17 protein-coding genes are annotated in these 17,252 nt (G+C 64.0%); 7 read left to right on the top strand and 10 right to left on the bottom strand.

The window, feature by feature from the left end; translation table 11 throughout:
- Positions 1-150: 150 nt before the first annotated feature.
- The 7 genes from JNC62_RS06215 to JNC62_RS06185 form a co-directional block, all read right to left on the bottom strand.
- Complete coding sequence (locus JNC62_RS06215; RefSeq protein WP_374837002.1) at positions 151-771, bottom strand: riboflavin synthase; 621 nt, start codon at positions 769-771, stop codon at positions 151-153.
- Positions 753-1,880 carry a bifunctional diaminohydroxyphosphoribosylaminopyrimidine deaminase/5-amino-6-(5-phosphoribosylamino)uracil reductase RibD gene (gene ribD, locus JNC62_RS06210; protein WP_374837000.1) on the bottom strand — a complete coding sequence of 376 codons (1,128 nt, stop codon included), beginning with the start codon at positions 1,878-1,880 and terminating at the stop codon, positions 753-755. The genes JNC62_RS06215 and ribD overlap by 19 nt, the downstream gene beginning before the upstream one ends.
- A gap of 3 nt (positions 1,881-1,883) precedes the next feature.
- Positions 1,884-2,363, bottom strand: a complete 480-nt coding sequence (gene nrdR, locus JNC62_RS06205; protein WP_310418603.1) for a transcriptional regulator NrdR — start codon at positions 2,361-2,363, stop codon at positions 1,884-1,886.
- Between the two features lie 9 nt (positions 2,364-2,372).
- Positions 2,373-3,671: a serine hydroxymethyltransferase gene (gene glyA, locus JNC62_RS06200; RefSeq protein ID WP_374836997.1), complete on the bottom strand. Its 1,299-nt coding sequence runs from the start codon at positions 3,669-3,671 to the stop codon at positions 2,373-2,375.
- 195 nt (positions 3,672-3,866) lie between these two features.
- A complete protein-coding gene (locus JNC62_RS06195) occupies positions 3,867-5,183 on the bottom strand; it encodes a L,D-transpeptidase family protein (RefSeq protein ID WP_374836995.1) in 1,317 nt (438 codons plus the stop codon).
- A gap of 331 nt (positions 5,184-5,514) precedes the next feature.
- Entirely contained in the window at positions 5,515-6,024 is a 510-nt protein-coding gene (gene ldtR, locus JNC62_RS06190) for a transcriptional regulator LdtR (protein WP_374836993.1), read from the bottom strand.
- Positions 6,025-6,146: 122 nt separating this feature from the next.
- Positions 6,147-6,584, bottom strand: a complete 438-nt coding sequence (locus tag JNC62_RS06185) for a DUF6163 family protein (RefSeq protein WP_374836991.1) — start codon at positions 6,582-6,584, stop codon at positions 6,147-6,149.
- A 145-nt stretch (positions 6,585-6,729) separates the two neighbouring features.
- Here JNC62_RS06185 and hemB point away from each other — a divergent pair, with 145 nt between their 5' ends.
- The 6 genes from hemB to JNC62_RS06155 all read left to right on the top strand — a co-directional run bounded on the left by hemB (position 6,730) and on the right by JNC62_RS06155 (position 10,825).
- A complete protein-coding gene (hemB, locus tag JNC62_RS06180) occupies positions 6,730-7,737 on the top strand; it encodes a porphobilinogen synthase (RefSeq protein WP_374836988.1) in 1,008 nt (335 codons plus the stop codon).
- A 109-nt stretch (positions 7,738-7,846) separates the two neighbouring features.
- Entirely contained in the window at positions 7,847-8,308 is a 462-nt protein-coding gene (locus tag JNC62_RS06175) for an RDD family protein (protein WP_374836986.1), read from the top strand.
- Between the two features lie 151 nt (positions 8,309-8,459).
- Entirely contained in the window at positions 8,460-9,221 is a 762-nt protein-coding gene (locus JNC62_RS06170; protein WP_374836983.1) for an arginyltransferase, read from the top strand.
- Between the two features lie 15 nt (positions 9,222-9,236).
- Positions 9,237-10,154 (top strand): DMT family transporter, encoded by a 918-nt coding sequence (locus JNC62_RS06165; protein ID WP_374836982.1) that lies wholly within the window; start codon positions 9,237-9,239, stop codon positions 10,152-10,154.
- 60 nt (positions 10,155-10,214) lie between these two features.
- A complete protein-coding gene (locus JNC62_RS06160) occupies positions 10,215-10,436 on the top strand; it encodes an AbrB/MazE/SpoVT family DNA-binding domain-containing protein (RefSeq protein WP_374836980.1) in 222 nt (73 codons plus the stop codon).
- On the top strand, positions 10,433-10,825 hold the full coding sequence (locus JNC62_RS06155) for a type II toxin-antitoxin system death-on-curing family toxin (RefSeq protein WP_374836977.1): 393 nt from the start codon (positions 10,433-10,435) through the stop codon (positions 10,823-10,825). Before JNC62_RS06160 ends, JNC62_RS06155 begins: the two co-directional genes overlap by 4 nt.
- Before the next feature lie 14 nt (positions 10,826-10,839).
- Here JNC62_RS06155 and parC read toward each other — a convergent pair whose 3' ends face one another.
- Positions 10,840-13,116 carry a DNA topoisomerase IV subunit A gene (gene parC / locus JNC62_RS06150; protein WP_374836975.1) on the bottom strand — a complete coding sequence of 759 codons (2,277 nt, stop codon included), beginning with the start codon at positions 13,114-13,116 and terminating at the stop codon, positions 10,840-10,842.
- Positions 13,117-13,330: 214 nt separating this feature from the next.
- On the opposite strand from parC, the gene JNC62_RS06145 reads away from it, so the two are divergent.
- Positions 13,331-14,518 carry an aq_1923 C-terminal domain gene (locus JNC62_RS06145; protein WP_374836973.1) on the top strand — a complete coding sequence of 396 codons (1,188 nt, stop codon included), beginning with the start codon at positions 13,331-13,333 and terminating at the stop codon, positions 14,516-14,518.
- A gap of 173 nt (positions 14,519-14,691) precedes the next feature.
- On the opposite strand, the gene JNC62_RS06140 is transcribed toward JNC62_RS06145, so the two are convergent.
- Positions 14,692-16,842, bottom strand: a complete 2,151-nt coding sequence (locus JNC62_RS06140) for a methyl-accepting chemotaxis protein (RefSeq protein ID WP_374836971.1) — start codon at positions 16,840-16,842, stop codon at positions 14,692-14,694.
- Between the two features lie 42 nt (positions 16,843-16,884).
- Positions 16,885-17,172 carry a DUF1236 domain-containing protein gene (locus tag JNC62_RS06135; RefSeq protein ID WP_374836969.1) on the bottom strand — a complete coding sequence of 96 codons (288 nt, stop codon included), beginning with the start codon at positions 17,170-17,172 and terminating at the stop codon, positions 16,885-16,887.
- Between the last annotated feature and the right edge of the window lie 80 nt (positions 17,173-17,252).

Below are 17,252 nucleotides of genomic sequence, written 5' to 3'. Positions count from 1 at the left end.
ACGCAATCAGAGGTAAAGCATCGGTAGAGCGGCAGGTTTCGCAGGAAAGCGCATTGACGTGAGCCGGGCCGAGCCCGCTTCACCGAATGGGTCGGAACATCGTATCCCGACGGACTAAGGGCGCGGCACGCGTACCGCTTGCGACGTGCTTCAGTCGACCTTGGGGGCCGGGAACTCCGACAGCCGTGCGGCATACCGGGCCATGGTGTCGACCTCGAAGTTGACCAAGTCGCCCACCTTTCGGTCACCCCAGGTGGTCACTTCGAGCGTGTGCCGGATCAGCAGCACGTCGAACACGTCGCCCTTGACGGCATTGACCGTCAGCGAGGTGCCGTCGAGCGCGACCGAGCCCTTCGCCGCAACGAAACGCTCCAGCCCGGCCGGCGCACGCAACACGAAGCGTGTCGCGTCGCCCTCCGGCTCGATGGACAGTATCTGCGCCACGCCGTCGACATGACCGGAAACAAGGTGGCCGCCAAGTTCGTCGCCGATCTTGAGCGAGCGCTCGAGATTGATCCGCCTACCGGCTTGCCAACCGCCGATCGTCGTCAGCCGCAAAGCCTCCTCCCAGGCCTCGACCTCGAACCAGCGCTCGCTGGAGCCCGGTTCGGCAAGCGCGGTCACTGTCAGGCACGTCCCGGAATGAGCGATGGAGGCGCCCATGTCGATGGTCGCCGGATCGTAGGCCGTCCGCACCCGCAGCCGCACGCCTTGGTTCATAGGCTCCACCCGCTCGATCGTGCCGATGTCCGTTACAATGCCGGTGAACATTCTTCGTCTCTTTCGTATTCTTCAAAAAGGTCTGGGCCAAAGCGCATCGTCCGCCGCAGCGAGAAGCCCGGCGGCATGGCGCCGGACACACATGGGGATGCGACCCCGCTTTCGCCAATCGACGCCGGCCCCGTGTAAAGGTGAATGCGGTCAACGAGGCCGGCATCCAGGAAGCTGCGCGCCACAGTGGCGCCCCCCTCCACCAAAAGCGAGGAAATGCCGCGCGAGGCCAGGCCCGCAAGAAGGCTGTCCAGTTGGCTCGGATTGCACTGGAGCACCTCGACGCCGGTGGAGTCCAGCGCCGCGCGACGCCGCAACAGCGACCTATCATCCGCGTCGTCGAAACCTGGCGGCTCCGGTGCCACGTCGATCACCGGAACGTCGCGCGCCGTCAGGGCAAGCTTGCCGTAGAGCGGCAGCCGCAAATCGTGATCGAGCACGATGCGGATCGGCGATCTGTCCGCAAGTCCGGGCAGTCGGCAGGTGAGTTCCGGATCGTCCGCCTTGGCGGTGCCGATGCCGATGAGGATCGCATCGCTCTGGGCGCGCAGCACGTGCACCTGGCCGCGTGCGACCGGGCCTGTCACGGCAACCTGCCCGGCGCCGAGGCGACCGAGCAGTCCATCGGCAGAAACGGCAAGCTTCAGAGTCACATATGCACGTTTGTTCACCTGCCGCATCAAGTATGCGGCCAGAGCCCGGCGGCCGTCGGCTTCGAGGACCCCGGTCTCCACCTCGATCCCGGCAGCCTCGAGGGCGGCGATCCCCCTGCCCGCCACGCGCTCATCGGGATCGAGGACCGAAATGACAACGCGAGCAACGCCGGCGGCGATCAGCGCGTCTGCGCAAGGCGGCGTCTTGCCGTGATGCGAGCAGGGTTCGAGCGTTACATAGGCCGTGGCGCCGCGCGCGCCCTCGCCGGCCTCCGCCAGCGCGATGCGCTCGGCGTGCGGCCGGCCGCCCACATCCGTGACACCGGCCGCCAGCACGATTTCATCCTTGACGAGAAGGCAGCCGACGGAGGGATTGGTCCCGGTCCGCCCCAGGTTGCGCAAGCTCAGCCGGATTGCGGCGGCCATGAAGCGTTTATCTTCCGCCGCGCTCGCCATGGATCAGCCCTCGCCGCCCGGATCGCGGGCGATCTTGGCAGCGACCTCGGACAGGATCTTCTCGAAGTCGTCGACATGCGAGAAGTCGCGGTAAACCGATGCGTAGCGGACAAAGGCCACGTCATCGAGCGCCTTGAGCGCCTCAAGCACCTGCAGGCCGATTTCCTCCGACGAGATTTCCGTTTCGCCGGAACTCTCCAGGCGTCGGACGATGCCGGAGACCGCGCGCTCGATCCGGTCCCGGTCGACCGGCCGTTTGCGCAGCGCAATCTCGAAGGACTTCATCAACTTGTCGCGGTCGAAGGGGGCCTTGCGGCCCGTCTTCTTCAGCACCATCAGTTCGCGAAGCTGCACCCTTTCGAAGGTGGTGAAGCGACCGCCGCAGTCCGGGCAGATGCGGCGACGGCGGATGGCCGTCCCGTCCTCTGCAGGACGGGAATCCTTCACCTGGCTATCCTCGGAAGCGCAGTAGGGGCAGCGCATGCTTTCTCCTTACATGTAGGGATACATGGGGAAGCGGTCGGTCAGCTTGACCACCTTTTCCCGGACCGCAGCTTCGACGGCCGCATTGCCCTCGTCGGAGTTGGCGACCTTCAATCCGTCGAGCACCTCGACGATCAGGCTGCCGATTTCCCTGAACTCGGCTTCCTTGAAGCCGCGGGTCGTGCCGGCCGGTGTGCCGAGGCGCACGCCCGAGGTGACGAACGGCTTTTCCGGGTCGAACGGGATGCCGTTCTTGTTGCACGTGACGTAGGCGCGGCCGAGCGCGGCCTCGGCGCGCTTGCCGGTCGCGTTCTTCTTGCGCAGGTCGACGAGCATCAAGTGGTTGTCGGTGCCGCCCGAGACGATGTCGAGGCCGCCTTCGATCAGCGTCTCGGCAAGCGCCTTGGCGTTCTTGACGATCTGGGCCGCGTAGTCCTTGAATTCCGGCTGCAGCGCCTCGCCGAAGGCAACGGCCTTGGCGGCGATGATGTGCATCAGCGGCCCGCCCTGGAGCCCCGGGAAGACGGCCGAGTTGATCTTCTTGGCGATGTCTTCGTCGTTGGTCAGGATGACGCCGCCGCGCGGACCGCGCAGCGACTTGTGCGTCGTGGTGGTGGCCACATGGCAATGCGGGAACGGCGAGGGATGCTGGCCGCCAGCGACGAGGCCAGCAATATGAGCCATGTCGACCATCAGGTAGGCACCGACTTCGTCGGCGATCTCGCGGAAGCGATTCCAGTCCCAGATGCGGGAATAGGCGGTGCCGCCGGCGATGATCAGCTTCGGCTTGTGCTTGCGGGCCTTTTCCGCGACATCGTCCATGTCGAGCAGGTGATTGTCTTCGCGCACGCCGTAGGAGACGACGTTGAACCACTTGCCGGACATGTTGACCGGCGAGCCGTGCGTCAGGTGCCCGCCCGAATTGAGGTCCAGCCCCATGAAGGTATCGCCCGGCTGCAGCAGCGCCAGGAACACGGCCTGGTTCATCTGCGAACCAGAGTTCGGCTGGACGTTGGCGAAGTTGACGCCGAACAGCTTCTTCGCGCGCTCGATGGCGAGTTCTTCGGCGATGTCGACGAACTGGCAGCCGCCATAATAGCGCTTGCCCGGATAACCTTCCGCGTACTTGTTGGTCATGATCGAGCCCTGGGCCTCGAGCACGGCGCGCGAGACGATGTTTTCGGACGCGATCAGTTCGATCTCATGGCGCTGGCGACCAAGTTCCTTCTGGATCGCGCCGTAGATATCCGGGTCGGTCTCGGCAAGGGAACGCGTGAAGAAAACGTCGGTGACGGAAGACTGGCTCATCCTCGGGGGCTCCTTAAGGTCAAGTGGCACGGTGTTTATCGTCCTCGCATGGCAAGGGCAATATCCGCTGTGCCGAATGCGCCATTTGGGACAGGCTTGTGAAATAAAAGCGACGCACTGTCGCCGGAGTCTCGGAAACGAAACGGGCCGCGCACCACTGGGGTTGCACGGCCCGCCGGAAAGACACAGCAGTGGTTACTGCGGCAGCGCGTCCTGCTCGACCGAACCTTCCTGTCCGAAGCTCGTCTGCAACGCCAGCTCGGCCACGCCGTCACGCTTGTAAATGTCGTCGCGGAACTGGACGACGCGATCCTTGGCCGACCACGCGGTGATATAGACGAAGTAGACCGGAACCTCCTGGGCGAGCTTGATCGGCGTGTTGACGCCCGTCTTGATCGTTGCCTCCATCTGGGCGCGCGACCAGCCGGGCGTCTCCTTCAGCAGCCAGGTACAGAGGTCGCGCACGTTCTGCACGCGCACGCATCCCGACGACTCGAAGCGCATCAGCTTGTTGAAGAGGCCCTGCTGCGGCGTGTCGTGCATGTAGACGGCATGCTCGTTGTGGAAGTTGATCTTCGTCGACGCCATCGCGTTGATCTTGCCCGGATCCTGGCGGAACATCAGGTTCGGCGCCTTGTCGGCGAACCAGTCGATCGTCTCCGGAGCGACCTCGTTGCCGTTGCCATCGATCAGGCGGATGTTGTTGCGCGTCAGATAGGTCGGATCCTTGCGCATCAGCGGTACGATGTCCTTCTGGACGATTGAACGCGGCGCGGTCCAGTATGGGTTGAGGATGACCTCGTAGATCTTGGAGTTGAGGATCGGCGACTGACGGTCGAATTTGCCGACGATCGCGGTGTGGCGCAGCGCCACGCGGTTGTTCTCGACCGCCTCGATGTAGGCAGCAGGGATATTGACCATCACAAAGCGATAGCCGAGGTCGCCGGACATGGCCTGGATGCGGACGAGGTTGGTCTGCAACTGGCCGAGACGGACGTCCGCCGGCACGTTCATCGCCTTGAGCGTGTATTCGCCGAGAACGCCGTCGGCCGGCAGGCCGTGGCGCGCCTGGAACCGCTTCACCGCGCCGTCGACATAGGAATCGTAGGCGTTGGAAATACCGGCCGAGCGCGGCAGGTCGCCGGAGATGATCAGGCGTTGGCGCAGCGCCTGGACGGCCGGATCGCTGACGCCGAGCTCCAGCCGTTGCGAGGCGTTGACCGTCGGCCAGCCGCCGCCCGAGACGATATTCTGGTAGTCGAAGATCGCCTGCTGGATGTGGCCGGTGGAATCGGGTCCGAAGATCGGACTGTTCGACACGACCGCGGTTGCCGTGCGCGAGGCCTTGGCGTCGAACTGGTCGTCCCAGTTGCCGCGGCGCGGTGCATTCAGGATGTCGTCGATCGCGGTCTGCGCCGTAGCGGAGCCTGCAACGGCGGCAGCGCCGATGGTTGCGGCGGAACGCAGGAAGGCGCGGCGCGAAAAAGCATCAGTTCCGGTCTTGCGAGACATCTATCCTACCATTTTCTGTCAGCCGCAATGCGGCCAAGGCCCGTCCGGGCCCTGTGGCCATCAAGGCCCATATCCGACTATGTCTATCACGAACAGGGTTAACAAACGAAAACCGGTCATGCGGCTGGCGCATGCCACGGCCGGTTTGCTGTCACAGCAATATGGCCGATTCGTGTTCCACGGCGCCGTCCAGGCGCTGCGCGACGGTCCGGCCGATAGCTCGGGAAGCCAACCGCAGAAAACCGGACGCGCAGGGAACGCATCCGGTTTTGATCGGCGCTGGAGGTGGTCGCTCGCGCGTGCCGCGCCGGCACGCGTCGGTCCTGCTGGATCAGAGACGATAGAGGATCGAGTCGTTCCAGAAGCGGTCGAGGCGCTGCAGCAGGCGGTTCATCTCGTTGAACTCGTTCTCGCCGATGCCGCCGACCTTCTGGATCGAGCCGATGTGGCGGTCGTAGAGCTTGGCAACGGTTTCGGCGACCTCCTGGCCGGCCTCGGTCAGGCTGATGCGGACCGAGCGACGGTCGACGCGCGAGCGCTGGTGGTTGATGAAACCGAGGTCGACCAGCTTCTTGACGTTGTAGGACACGTTCGAGCCGAGGTAGTAGCCACGCGAGCGCAGCTCTCCGGCGGTCAGCTCGGAATTGCCGATGTTGAACAGGAGCAGCGCCTGGACGGCGTTGACGTCGGAACGGCCGGCACGGTCGAACTCGTCCTTGATGACGTCGAGCAGGCGGCGGTGCAGGCGCTCGACGAGGTGCAGGGATTCCAGGTAGAGATTGCGGATCGCGTCTTCCTGCGGATCGGCGGTGGCGACTTGCGGCTTCAGCTTCGTGTTCATTTTTGCCTCACTGTTTTGGTGGCGGTGTCTTTTTCCCGCCTTGAGTGAGACCCTATCGAATGCGTCTAAAATTCTACTTAAACCGCAGGCTTAACAGCACCTTACCCTTCACCGACCGAGTCTCAGGGTAAATCAGTCCTTACCTGTCGCGCTTGCTTGCGGCGCTGGAAGACGAGCGCAACCTGGAACAGGAGGTACACGATGGCCACGGCGATATGGGTCAGGACGAGCAACCGGTTGATGCCGAAAATCGACGGATAGAATTCGTGCATGGCAATTTCGGTGGCAGCGGCGAGCACCCAGACGACCGCCCCCCAGGGTGCAAGCAGCCACAGCCCGACGCCCGCCACGGGAAACATCACGGCAAGCGCGGTGGCGGCCGCCTTCCAGGCAGGCGGCAGGAGATCGAAGCGGCCGCCGCCGCCAAACGAGAAACCGGTGAGCATGGCCCAATACCGCAGCGCAAACCACAAGCACACCACCGCCATCAGCCGCAGAAACAGCATGAACAGCGTGTCCGTGAGGGTCGGCCTGGGCATGTTGGGAGAATCAGAAACCATCGGCCGACAATAGCAGCCCGCTGCCGGGCATAGCAGCAATGTTTTTCCGGGAAGCGGCCTTGTGCCGCATTCGCACGGCGTCTTCGATTTTGGTAAGCCGCGCGAGGCGTGCTATGAGCGCTGGAACAATGGCAAGGGCAGATTCATGAGCAACATCGTCGACCAGATCACCGGCCACCGGCGGATGCGCCGCAACCGAAAGGCGGATTGGACGCGCAGGCTCGTCCAGGAGAACCGGCTGACGGTCGACGATCTCATCTGGCCCGTCTTCATCGTGCCGGGCACCAACGTCGTTGAACCGGTCGCCGCCATGCCGGGCGTGAACCGCATGAGCATCGACCGCCTGGTGGAGGCGGCGAAGGAAGCAGCCGACCTCGGGATACCCGCGCTGGCCACCTTCCCGAACATCGAATTAAGTTTGCGGGATGAAACGGGTTCCAACTGCCTGGCCGCCGACAACCTCATCAATGAAGCAACGCGTGCCTTGAAGAGACACGTGCCCGCGATCGGCGTCATCACCGACGTGGCGCTCGACCCGTTCACCAGCCATGGCCACGACGGAATCCTGCGCGAGGGCGAGATCGTCAACGACGAAACCGTCGAGCAGGCCGCGAAAGCCGCGGTGATCCAGGCCGATGCCGGTTCGGACATCATCGCCCCGTCCGAGATGATGGACGGGCGTATCGGCGTAATCCGCCAGGCGCTCGACCATGCCGGCCACCAGCACGTCGGCATCATGTCGTATGCGACGAAGTTCGCCTCCGCCTTCTACGGTCCCTATCGCGAGGCGATCGGCACCGGCGGGCTGCTGAAGGGCGACAAGAAGACCTACTACATCGACCCGGCCAACGGCACCGAGGCGATCCGCGACGCCGCCCTCGATGTCGAGGAAGGCGCTGACATGCTGATGGTCAAACCCGGCCTGCCCTACCTCGATATCTGTTGGCGGATGAAGGAGGCCTTCGACCTGCCGGTCTTCGCCTACCAGGTGTCCGGCGAGTATTCCCAGATCAAGGCGGCCGCGATGAACGGCTGGATCGACGGCGACCGCGTGATGATGGAGACGCTGCTCGCCTTCAAGCGCGCCGGCTGCGACGGCATCGTCACCTATTTCGCCGTCGAGGTCGCCCGGGCCCTGTCGAAAAAAGGCTGACGCATCGCGGAAAACTCCTGTGTGCCACCCACCGGGCGATGCAGTGCCATACATTGCATTCGTGCCGGCATTTCCCATATCTGTGCTTTAGGAACACAGGAGGATTTCCATGAGCAACTTCGACGAGGTTCGTCTGCCGAGCACGGACTGGCGCGCCTACCGCGGGGTGCTGTCGCGGCGGGTTTTCGCCTTCCTGATCGACTACGCGATCGTCGCCTTGCTCTGGGTGCCGGCGGCCGTCGTCGTGTTCTTCCTCGGCGTCATCACGCTCGGATTGGGCTGGATGCTGTATCCGGCCCTGTTCGTCATCGTCGCGATGCTCTATTTCGGGCTGACGATCGGCGGGCCGAACCAGGCGAGCGTCGGCATGAATGTCATGGATCTCGCCGTCATGCGGGTCGACGGGCGGCCGATGGATTTCCTCACCTCCGTGGTCTATCTCGTGCTCTTCTGGATCGGCAACGCAATCCTGACGCCCTTCATTCTGCTGATCGGCCTCTTCACCGATCGCAGCCGCCTGCTGCACGACCTGTTGCTCGGCACCGTCGTCGTTCGGCCATCAAGGCTTTGAACAGCCGTACGTTCGCACTCGGGCTAGCTCCCGGATATCCACCTCCACCTTCGTCAGGTCGCAAACCTCCCGGTTGCCGGAGTTGACCTTTTCCTCAGTTGCGCCATGCTAATATTGTCTGTGAGGCCCGGTTGGAGTCGCGCGCCGAAAAATGAACACCCAAACAGCCCCTGCACCGCAGTTCTATCTCACGGCTCCGGCGCCATGTCCTTACCTGCCGCACGAGATGGAGCGGAAGGTCTTCACCCACCTCGTCGGCGAGCGCGCGCCCGAACTCAATGATTTGCTCACCCAGGGCGGGTTCCGCCGGTCGCAGAACATCGCCTACCGGCCGGCATGCGAAACCTGCCGTGCCTGTGTTTCTGTGCGCATTCTCGTCAACGAGTTCCGCCCGTCGCGCTCGATGCGGCGCGTGCTTGCGGCCAATGCCGATCTTGTCGCCTACGAGTATCCGGCCGAGCCGTCGAGCGAGCAGTATTCCTTGTTTCGCCACTATCTCGACAACCGCCACCAGAAGGGCGGCATGTCGGACATGTCGGTGCTCGACTATGCGATGATGGTCGAGGATACGCATGTTCACACCAAGATCATCGAGTATCGGTTGCGCCAGGAAGGATCGGGTATCGACGAGCGCCTGCGCGGCGAACTCATCGCCGTCGCGCTGACCGACAGGATGGGCGACGGGCTGTCGATGGTCTATTCCTTCTACGACCCCGACCGCGCACCCCGCTCGCTCGGGACCTACATGATTTTGGACCACATCCGGCGGGCCAAGGCGCTGGGGCTGCCCCATGTCTACCTCGGCTACTGGGTCAAGGGGTCGCAAAAAATGGATTACAAGGTAAAGTTTTTGCCGCAGGAGCACCTGCTGTCCCATGGATGGGAACGCTATGATGGCAAAAGTTCAGCCTGAGAATCGGATTTTCGCGTGTTACAAGCCCAAGACCCCTCCTTGCATCGCAAGGGGCTCCTCATCACCGCGATCGGTGGCCTTGCCCTCTCCTTCGACATTCCTCTGATCCGGTCCTCGCAAGGCGACGTCTGGTCGGTGCTCGCCGTGCGCAGCCTGTCGACGTTCCTGGTGGCGATCGCGGCCTGGTCGCTGATCCGCTTCCTGTTGAAGCGGCCGATGGCCCTCATCCCCGGGCGGACCGGGCTCGTCGTCGGTCTGCTCTACGGCATCAATTCGCTGACCTTCATGCTGTCGGTCTTCAACACGACGACCGCCAACGTGGTTTTCATCCTCGCCTTCACCTCGATGTTCGCCGCCCTGCTCTCCTGGATCTTTCTCGGCGAGCGTCCGACGAAAGCCACGCTGGTGACGATGGCCGCGATGCTCGGCGGCGTGGCGCTCATCGTCCATGACGGGCTCGAGAGCGGCAATTTCTTCGGCGACGCCATGGCGACCTGCTCGGCCTTCCTGCTGGCCACCGCCATCACCATCAGCCGCAAGAGCGGCGCCGACATGGGTTTCGTGCCGCTGGTGACGGCGGTCATTCCCGGCCTTGCCGCGCTCCTCCTGCTTCCGGACGGCGTCCTGCAACTCGAGCAACCCGGCTACATCCTCTTCGACGGGCTGGTGATGGCGCCGCTCGCCTTCTGGTGCCTTGCCACCGGCCCGCGTTTCCTTTCCGCCCCCGAGGTCGGCATGTTCTACCTGCTGGAAACGGTGCTGGCACCGATCTGGGTGTGGATCATCTTTACGGAGCGCCCCTCGAACCAGACGCTGGTCGGCGGCTCGATCCTGATCGCCGCCCTGCTGTTCCATTCGCTCTGGCAGATGCGCAGCAAGGCGAAGGCTGCCTCCGTAAGGGGAGCAGCCGCCGCGGAGGCGGCGGCAGGGTAGTCGCCATTCACAACATTGCGACCTCATGTTATAACTCGGTTACAACATGAGGATCCCGCCATGAACGTCACTATTCGCAAGATCGGCAACTCCGAAGGCATCATCATTCCGAAGGAAGTCCTGGACCGACTTGGCCTGAAGGCCGGGGATCAGCTGGATCTGAATGAAGGCAACGGCCAGATCCAGTTGAAACCGCAGAACGCGGATCTGGCGGAACAGCTTAAGGCGGCACGCCTCGGCATGGAAAAATACAGGGTTGCCTTGCGGGAACTCGCAAAGTGAGCTCGATCAAATGGCTTACGCGCGAAGCCGTCGAAATCATGCACCACGAGCAATTGCTGGAGCATGGCAGCCTCCCGGGGCTGAAGGATGAGAATGCGCTCGAAGCTGCCCTTGCCCGGCCTCAGCACAAGGCGGCTTACGGGGAAGAAGATGTCATTGTGCTGGCGGCCGCATATTTGTACGGCATCGTCCGCAACCATCCATTCTCGGATGGGAACAAGCGCACGGGGTTCCTCGCGGCGTTCACTTTCCTGGTTCTGAACGGTTTCCTGATCGAGGCTGAACAGGCTCAGGTCATCGAGTTGGTCCTCGGCGTCGCCGCCGGTGAGATCGACGAAGAGGGCGCGGCGCGCTTTCTGCGCGACTTTACTGTCCCTCACCCCGGCTGAAAGGCCGGAGCCCCTCACCCGCTGAACTTGCCACTCCGCGGAAAACCCTTCGGCACGGTTCGGCCGGCACTGGCGCGATCGCCCATCCACTCGGCCAGTTCATCCCTGGTGCGGACGAAGTTGCGCCCGGCACTGTCGTCCCACGACAACCCTTCCGCCATCGCAAAGCAGCGAACATCGGAAACGCCGCCGTCCTTGTAGCGCTGCAGCCGCACGCCCTTGCCGCGCGACATTTCCGGCAGTTGCGCGAGCGGGAAGACCAGAAGCTTGCGGTTTTCACCGACGACCGCCACATGGTCGCCGCGCACCGGCACGACCAGCTTCGCCTCGTCCGGCATCGCGACGTTCATCACCTGCTTGCCCTTGCGGGTGTTGGCGACCATGTCGGTCTCCGCCACCACGAAGCCGTTTCCGGCCCGCGAGGCGATCACGACCTTACCGGCCGGATCATGGACGAACGCCGTCAGCACGTCCTGGTCGTTCTCCATGTCGACCATGATGCGCAGCGGCTCGCCATGGCCGCGCCCGCCCGGCAGCTTGTCGGCGCCGAGCGTGTAGACCTTGCCGCCGGTCGTGACGATGAGGATCTTGTCGGTCGTCTGTGCCGGGAACGCCACCTTGAGCGCGTCGCCCTCCTTGAACTGGAGGCCGGAGACGTCGGCGAGGTGGCCCTTGAGCGCGCGGATCCAGCCCTTTTCCGAGATGACGACCGTCACCGGCTCCTTCTCGATCATCGCCTGCTGGATCGCCTCGACATCCGCCTCGGGCGCGTTGGCAAACTGGGTGCGACGCCGGCCGATGTCGGTTGCCTTGGCGAATTTCTTCTTCACCTCGCCGATCTGCCAGGCGACCGTCTGCCACTGCTTCGGCTCGGAGTCGAGCAGCGCCTCGATCTCCGACTTTTCCTTCGTCAGCGCGTCGAACTCGGTGCGGATCTCGAATTCCTCGAGCTTGCGCAGCGAGCGCAGGCGCATGTTGAGGATGGATTCCGCCTGCAGGTCGGTCAGCGAGAAGCGCGTCATCAAGGCGGGCTTCGGCTCGTCCTCCTCGCGGATGATGCGGATGACCTCGTCGATGTTGAGGTAGGCGACGAGATAGCCGCCGAGGATCTCCAGCCGCCGGTCGATCGCCGCGAGCCGATGGCGCGAGCGGCGCACCAGAACCTCGCGGCGATGCGCCAGCCATTCCGACAGCACCTCGTTCAGGGCCATCACGCGGGGCACGCGCCCCATCGACAGCACGTTCATGTTCAGCGGAATCCGGCTTTCGAGCTCGGACAGCTTGAACAGCGATTCCATCAGGATGGTCGGATCGACGCTGCGGCTCTTCGGCACCAGCACGATGCGCACATCCTCGGCCGATTCATCGCGGACGTCCTCCAGCAGCGGCAGCTTGCGGGCCAGCAGCAACTCGGCGATCTTCTCGATCAGGCGGGACTTCTGCACCTGATAGGGGATCTCGGTGACGACGATCTGGTAACCGCCGCGGCCAAGATCCTCCGTTTCCCACTTCGCCCGCACGCGAAATCCGCCGCGGCCGGTGCGGTAGGACTCGATCATGCTTTCGCGGCTCTCGACGATGACACCGCCGGTCGGAAGGTCCGGCCCCTCGATACCGCCCTTCTGCGGGTTGGCCGGATCGAACATCAGATCCTCGACCGTCGCGTCCGGGTGCTTGATGAGGTGGAGGGCGGCGTCGCACAGTTCATGGGCGTTGTGCGGGGGAATGGACGTGGCCATGCCGACCGCGATCCCCGACGCGCCGTTGGCGAGCAGGTTCGGGAACGAACCCGGCAGGACGACCGGTTCCTCGTCTTCCTCGTTGTAGGTCGGCCGGAAATCGACCGCGTCCTCGTCCAGCCCTTCCAGGATGAGGGTCGCGACTTCGGTCATCCGCGCTTCGGTGTAGCGCATCGCGGCGGCGTTATCGCCGTCGATGTTGCCGAAGTTGCCCTGCCCGTCCACCAGCGGATAGCGGATGGCAAAGTCCTGCGACAGGCGCACCAGCGCGTCGTAGATCGAGGCGTCGCCGTGCGGGTGGAATTTACCCATCACGTCGCCGACGATGCGGGCGCACTTCTTGTAAGCCTGGCCCGGATCGAGCCTGAGCACGCGCATGGCGTGGACGATGCGGCGGTGCACGGGTTTCAACCCGTCGCGCACGTCCGGCAACGCCCGATGCATGATGGTCGACAACGCATAGGCAAGATAGCGCTCCTCGAGCGCCGCCTTGAGGTCAACCGGTTGGATATGATCGTCTCCGCCAGAGGGCGGCAAAATCTCTTGTCCCATGGGGCTTGACTACCGAAACTGCCGATTCGCGGCAAGGAAACCGGGCGATTGCGTTGTGGATAGCTTATGACGCCGGTAGGTCACAATTGCGGAACTTTCGCATCTTACACTCCGTCGGCATAGACGCTTAACCCGATCAGAATATAGTCCGCGCCCGACACGTTTAACTGCCGGAGACGGTATTCGCCGTTACACATCCATTCAAGAGGACAACATGCTCCAGAACCGCACCCTTCGCAGGATGCTCGCCGGCGTCGCGCTTTCGGCGTTTGCAACTCCCGCCTTCGCCGTTGACGGCGCCGATTTGGTCAACAAACTGAACGCCGCGAATGCCGCAAGCAGTGTCACCATTTCCTACGGCAACATCGTTGTCGATGGCGACACGGTGACGCTGGAGGGCACGAAGGTGACACCGACCGGTGGCGAGGCGGCCGACATCGGCGAGGTAACGCTCGAAGGCGTAGAGGAAGACAGCGATGGCGGCTACACCGTCGAGACGGTTCGCTTTGCAGACTTCAACAAGACCGAGGACGGCGTGACCATCTCCGCGTCAAACCTCCAGATTGGCGGCCTGACCATACCGGCAAAGGTCGAAACGGGCACGCTCGATTCCATCCTCATGTACGAAACGGCAAGCTCCGGTCCGATCGTCGTCACCAGCAAGGGCACGGAAGTCTTTTCCATGTCGGGCATGCAGGCCAATGTCGCGCGCATGGACGGCGATGCCGGGCTCACCTTCGATGCCACGCTCTCAGACATCAAGGCCGACCTGACCCAGGTGGAGGATGCGAAGTCCAAGGAAACGATCGAAAAGCTCGGCATGCAGTCGATCGACGGCAAGATGACCATCAAGGGCAGTTGGGAACTCGCCAGCGGCAAGCTCGCTCTCGACGAGTATGCGCTCGACTTCAACGACGTCGGCCGGCTCGATCTGTCCTTCGCCATCTCCGGCTACACTATGGAGTTCCTCAACGCGATGCGCCAGGCGATGGAAGCGAGCCAGGCCAATCCGAACAAGGACGAGGCCAACGCCGCGCTCGGCTTGTCGATGATGGGCTTGCTGCAGCAGCTTACCTTCAATAGCGCCGCCATCAGCTTCGCAGACGCCTCGCTGACGAAGAAGGTGCTCGACGTGGTCGGCGCCGAACAGGGCGTCTCCGGCGAGCAAATGGCGCAGTCGCTGAAGGGCATGGTGCCGCTGATGATCGCGCAGCTCAACATGCCGGAGCTGCAGAACCAGATCGCCCAGGCCGTCAACACCTATCTGGACGACCCGAAGTCGATCACCATCAGCGCGGCCCCGGCAAGCCCGGTCCCCTTCCCGATGATCATGGGCGCGGCCATGGGCGCTCCGAACACGATCCCGCAGGTGCTGGGCGTGAAGGTCACGGCAAACGAATAGTCATGGCCTACGCATGACATGGCCCGGGCGCGATCCCGGGCCATCAGACTGGCGCAAATCCTTTCAACGCCTCTTCCTATCTCCGCGGCATCCGAAACCTCCGTCATTCCGGACCTGATCCGCCATCCAGCCCGCTCAAGTCCCTGAGCGCAAAAGGACTCCTTCGCGCCCGTTCAGCGACGCTCGCGCCCAGCAGCAAATTTGAGAACTGGCGCGGCATGGTTTGCGCCGGTAGCGACATAGGGCGTGGCCGCAGCGTCGGGAGGTAGCCTGAACTGCGCCACGAGACTGCGGAGCCTTCCGGCCTGCTCGGCAAGCAAGGCACTCGCTGCCGTGTTTTCCTCGACCATCGCGGCATTCTGCTGCGTTTCCTGATCCATCTCGTTGACGGCAGCGTTCACCGCGGAGATGCCGACCGACTGCTCGCGCGCGGAGATAGCGATCGCTTCCATCAGGCCGTGGATCGCCTTCACCTCCTGGCCGATCGCCTCCAGCGCGTTTCCGGTGTCGCGGACGATGGCGACGCCGTCCTCGACCTCGGTGGTCGAATTGCGGATCAGGTCCTTGATTTCCTTTGCCGCGCCGGCGGAGCGCTGCGCCAGCTCGCGGACCTCGTGCGCGACGACGGCAAAGCCGCGGCCGGCCTCGCCTGCGCGCGCCGCCTCGACGCCGGCATTGAGCGCCAGCAGGTTCGTCTGGAAGGCGATGTCGTCGATGACGCCGATGATGCTGGAGATGCGCCGCGACGACTGTTCGATGCGCTCCATCGCGCCGACGGTGTCGCCGACCAGTTCGGCGGTGCGCGCCGCATTGGCGTTGGCGCGCGAGGCGACGTCGCGTGCCTCCTGCGCCCGTCCGGCGGCGTTGGTCACGTTGGCGGTGATCTCTTCGAGGGCGGCCGCGGTTTCCTCCAGCGAAGCGGCCTGCCGCTCGGTTCGCGCCGAAAGCGTGTCGGCGCTGGTCCTGATTTCGCGGCTGCCGCCATCGATCGTTCGACTGACGGTGGCAATCTCCAGAAGAGCGCCGCCGAGTTGGCGCAACGCCTGATTCAGGTCGCTTCGCAGCCCCTCGAATTCCGGCGAGAATGGTTCGGTCAGCTGGAAATCGAGATCGCCCCGGGCGAGGCTGCGCAGCCCCGTGGCCAGGCCTTGCGTCGCCTGCATCAGCCGTTCGTGTGCCTCGGCCTCCGCAGTCGCCTGGATTACGACGCGCTCGGTTTCCGCCCTGCGACGCTCGGCCTCTGCCTGCTCCTCAAGCCGACGGTTGTCGATCGCAGCCTGGCGGAACACCTCGAGCGCTGCGGCCATGGCGCCGATCTCGTCGCGGCGGTCGAGCCCTGGCACGACGATCTCGGTCCGGCCGCCGGCGAGCGTCCGCATGGAGGCCGTGATCGATGCGATCGGCCGCACGATCGAGCGACCGACCAACCAGACGGCGACCAACAGGGCCGCGATGCAGAGGCCGACCAAAGCGGCAACCACCATGATCGTTCGGCGGGCCGACGCCTCGTTTGCGGCGACGTGCTCCGACCACTCGCGAGCGAAAAGCGCAGACGCCCGATCCCTTGCCGGCTGGATTTCCGCATGTGCTGCGGCGATCGCCTCGCGCGCCGCCGCCTCCCGCAGGCTGGTCTCCGCGTAGAGGCGAAAGGCGTTGCGATAGACGTCGAACGTCTCCATCACCCGCTGGCGCTGGGCGCCGGGGCGGTAGACCTTGCGCACCAGGCCGATGAAGGTCTCCGTCTCCGCAGCGTGGCTGTCGATGTATTGCGGATCGCGGCGCAGAATGAAATCCTTCTCGTGCCGCCGCAGCATCAGCATGCTGGCGATGATGCTGGCGTCGTCGACGCCCTGCAACTGCTCCTCGATGCTGTGGACGGCCGAGCGCATCGCCCCCTCCAGCCCCTGCGACGGTTGCAGCCCGAGTTCCTCGTTGATCCTGACAAGGTTGTCGAAGGCCTCGCCGTAGGCCTCGAAGCGGGCGCCAACCTCCTGCAGTTCCGCCGCGAGATCTGCGCCAGCCTCCGCCTTGAGACGGTCGAGCCTGGACATCGCCGCCGCACCGGCCTGGTCGAAAACCGACTTCGCCGACAGGTCTCGACCAAGCAGGAAATCCTTCTCGGTGAGGCGGGCAGCGAGGAAATCTGCCGACAGGCCGCCGAGCTCGGCCTCGCGGGCGGCGATCCGGTAGCCGATCTCGCGGTTGACGGCTTCGACCTGCCGCTGCACCAGAAGAATGCCGGCGATGAGCGTGATGCCGATCACGGCGAGCACGCCCAGCAACAACACGCGGTGTGCAATTTTGAGCTTCGATGAGAACGACATGGAATGGCAGAGGCCCGGCGCATTGCACGCCGGGCCAGTCGATTATTCTAGAACCTGGATGACCGCTCGGGTCTGCGGGTTGACGAGGACGCGCCGGTCATTGAGGACGACATAGGCATAGTCGCCGTGGCCCTGGATGCTGTGGAGTTCCACGGTGTCGGGGATCGGTTCGCCAAAGACCACGTCCCCCTCGTAGACGACGGACGGCGCCTGTTGTTCCAGCACATAGGTCCGGACCTCGCCCGGAACCACGACGGTGGTGCTCTGGGCATAGGCCGACGCCGACAGGCTCAGGGTCCCCACGGTCAATGCCATGAAAAGATTGCGCATGTTCGATCTCCTTGTTTCACCGTCGTAGAACGGACGGACAAGGAAACGGTTCCGACACGCGCCGCAGCGGACCCGCCCCG

It is taken from the genome of Mycoplana ramosa (genome assembly GCF_041930185.1).
GTDB classification, from domain to species: domain Bacteria; phylum Pseudomonadota; class Alphaproteobacteria; order Rhizobiales; family Rhizobiaceae; genus Mycoplana; species Mycoplana ramosa.
The sequence above is the reverse complement of the archived record's forward strand: the minus strand, read 5'-3'. Positions and strand labels throughout refer to the sequence as shown.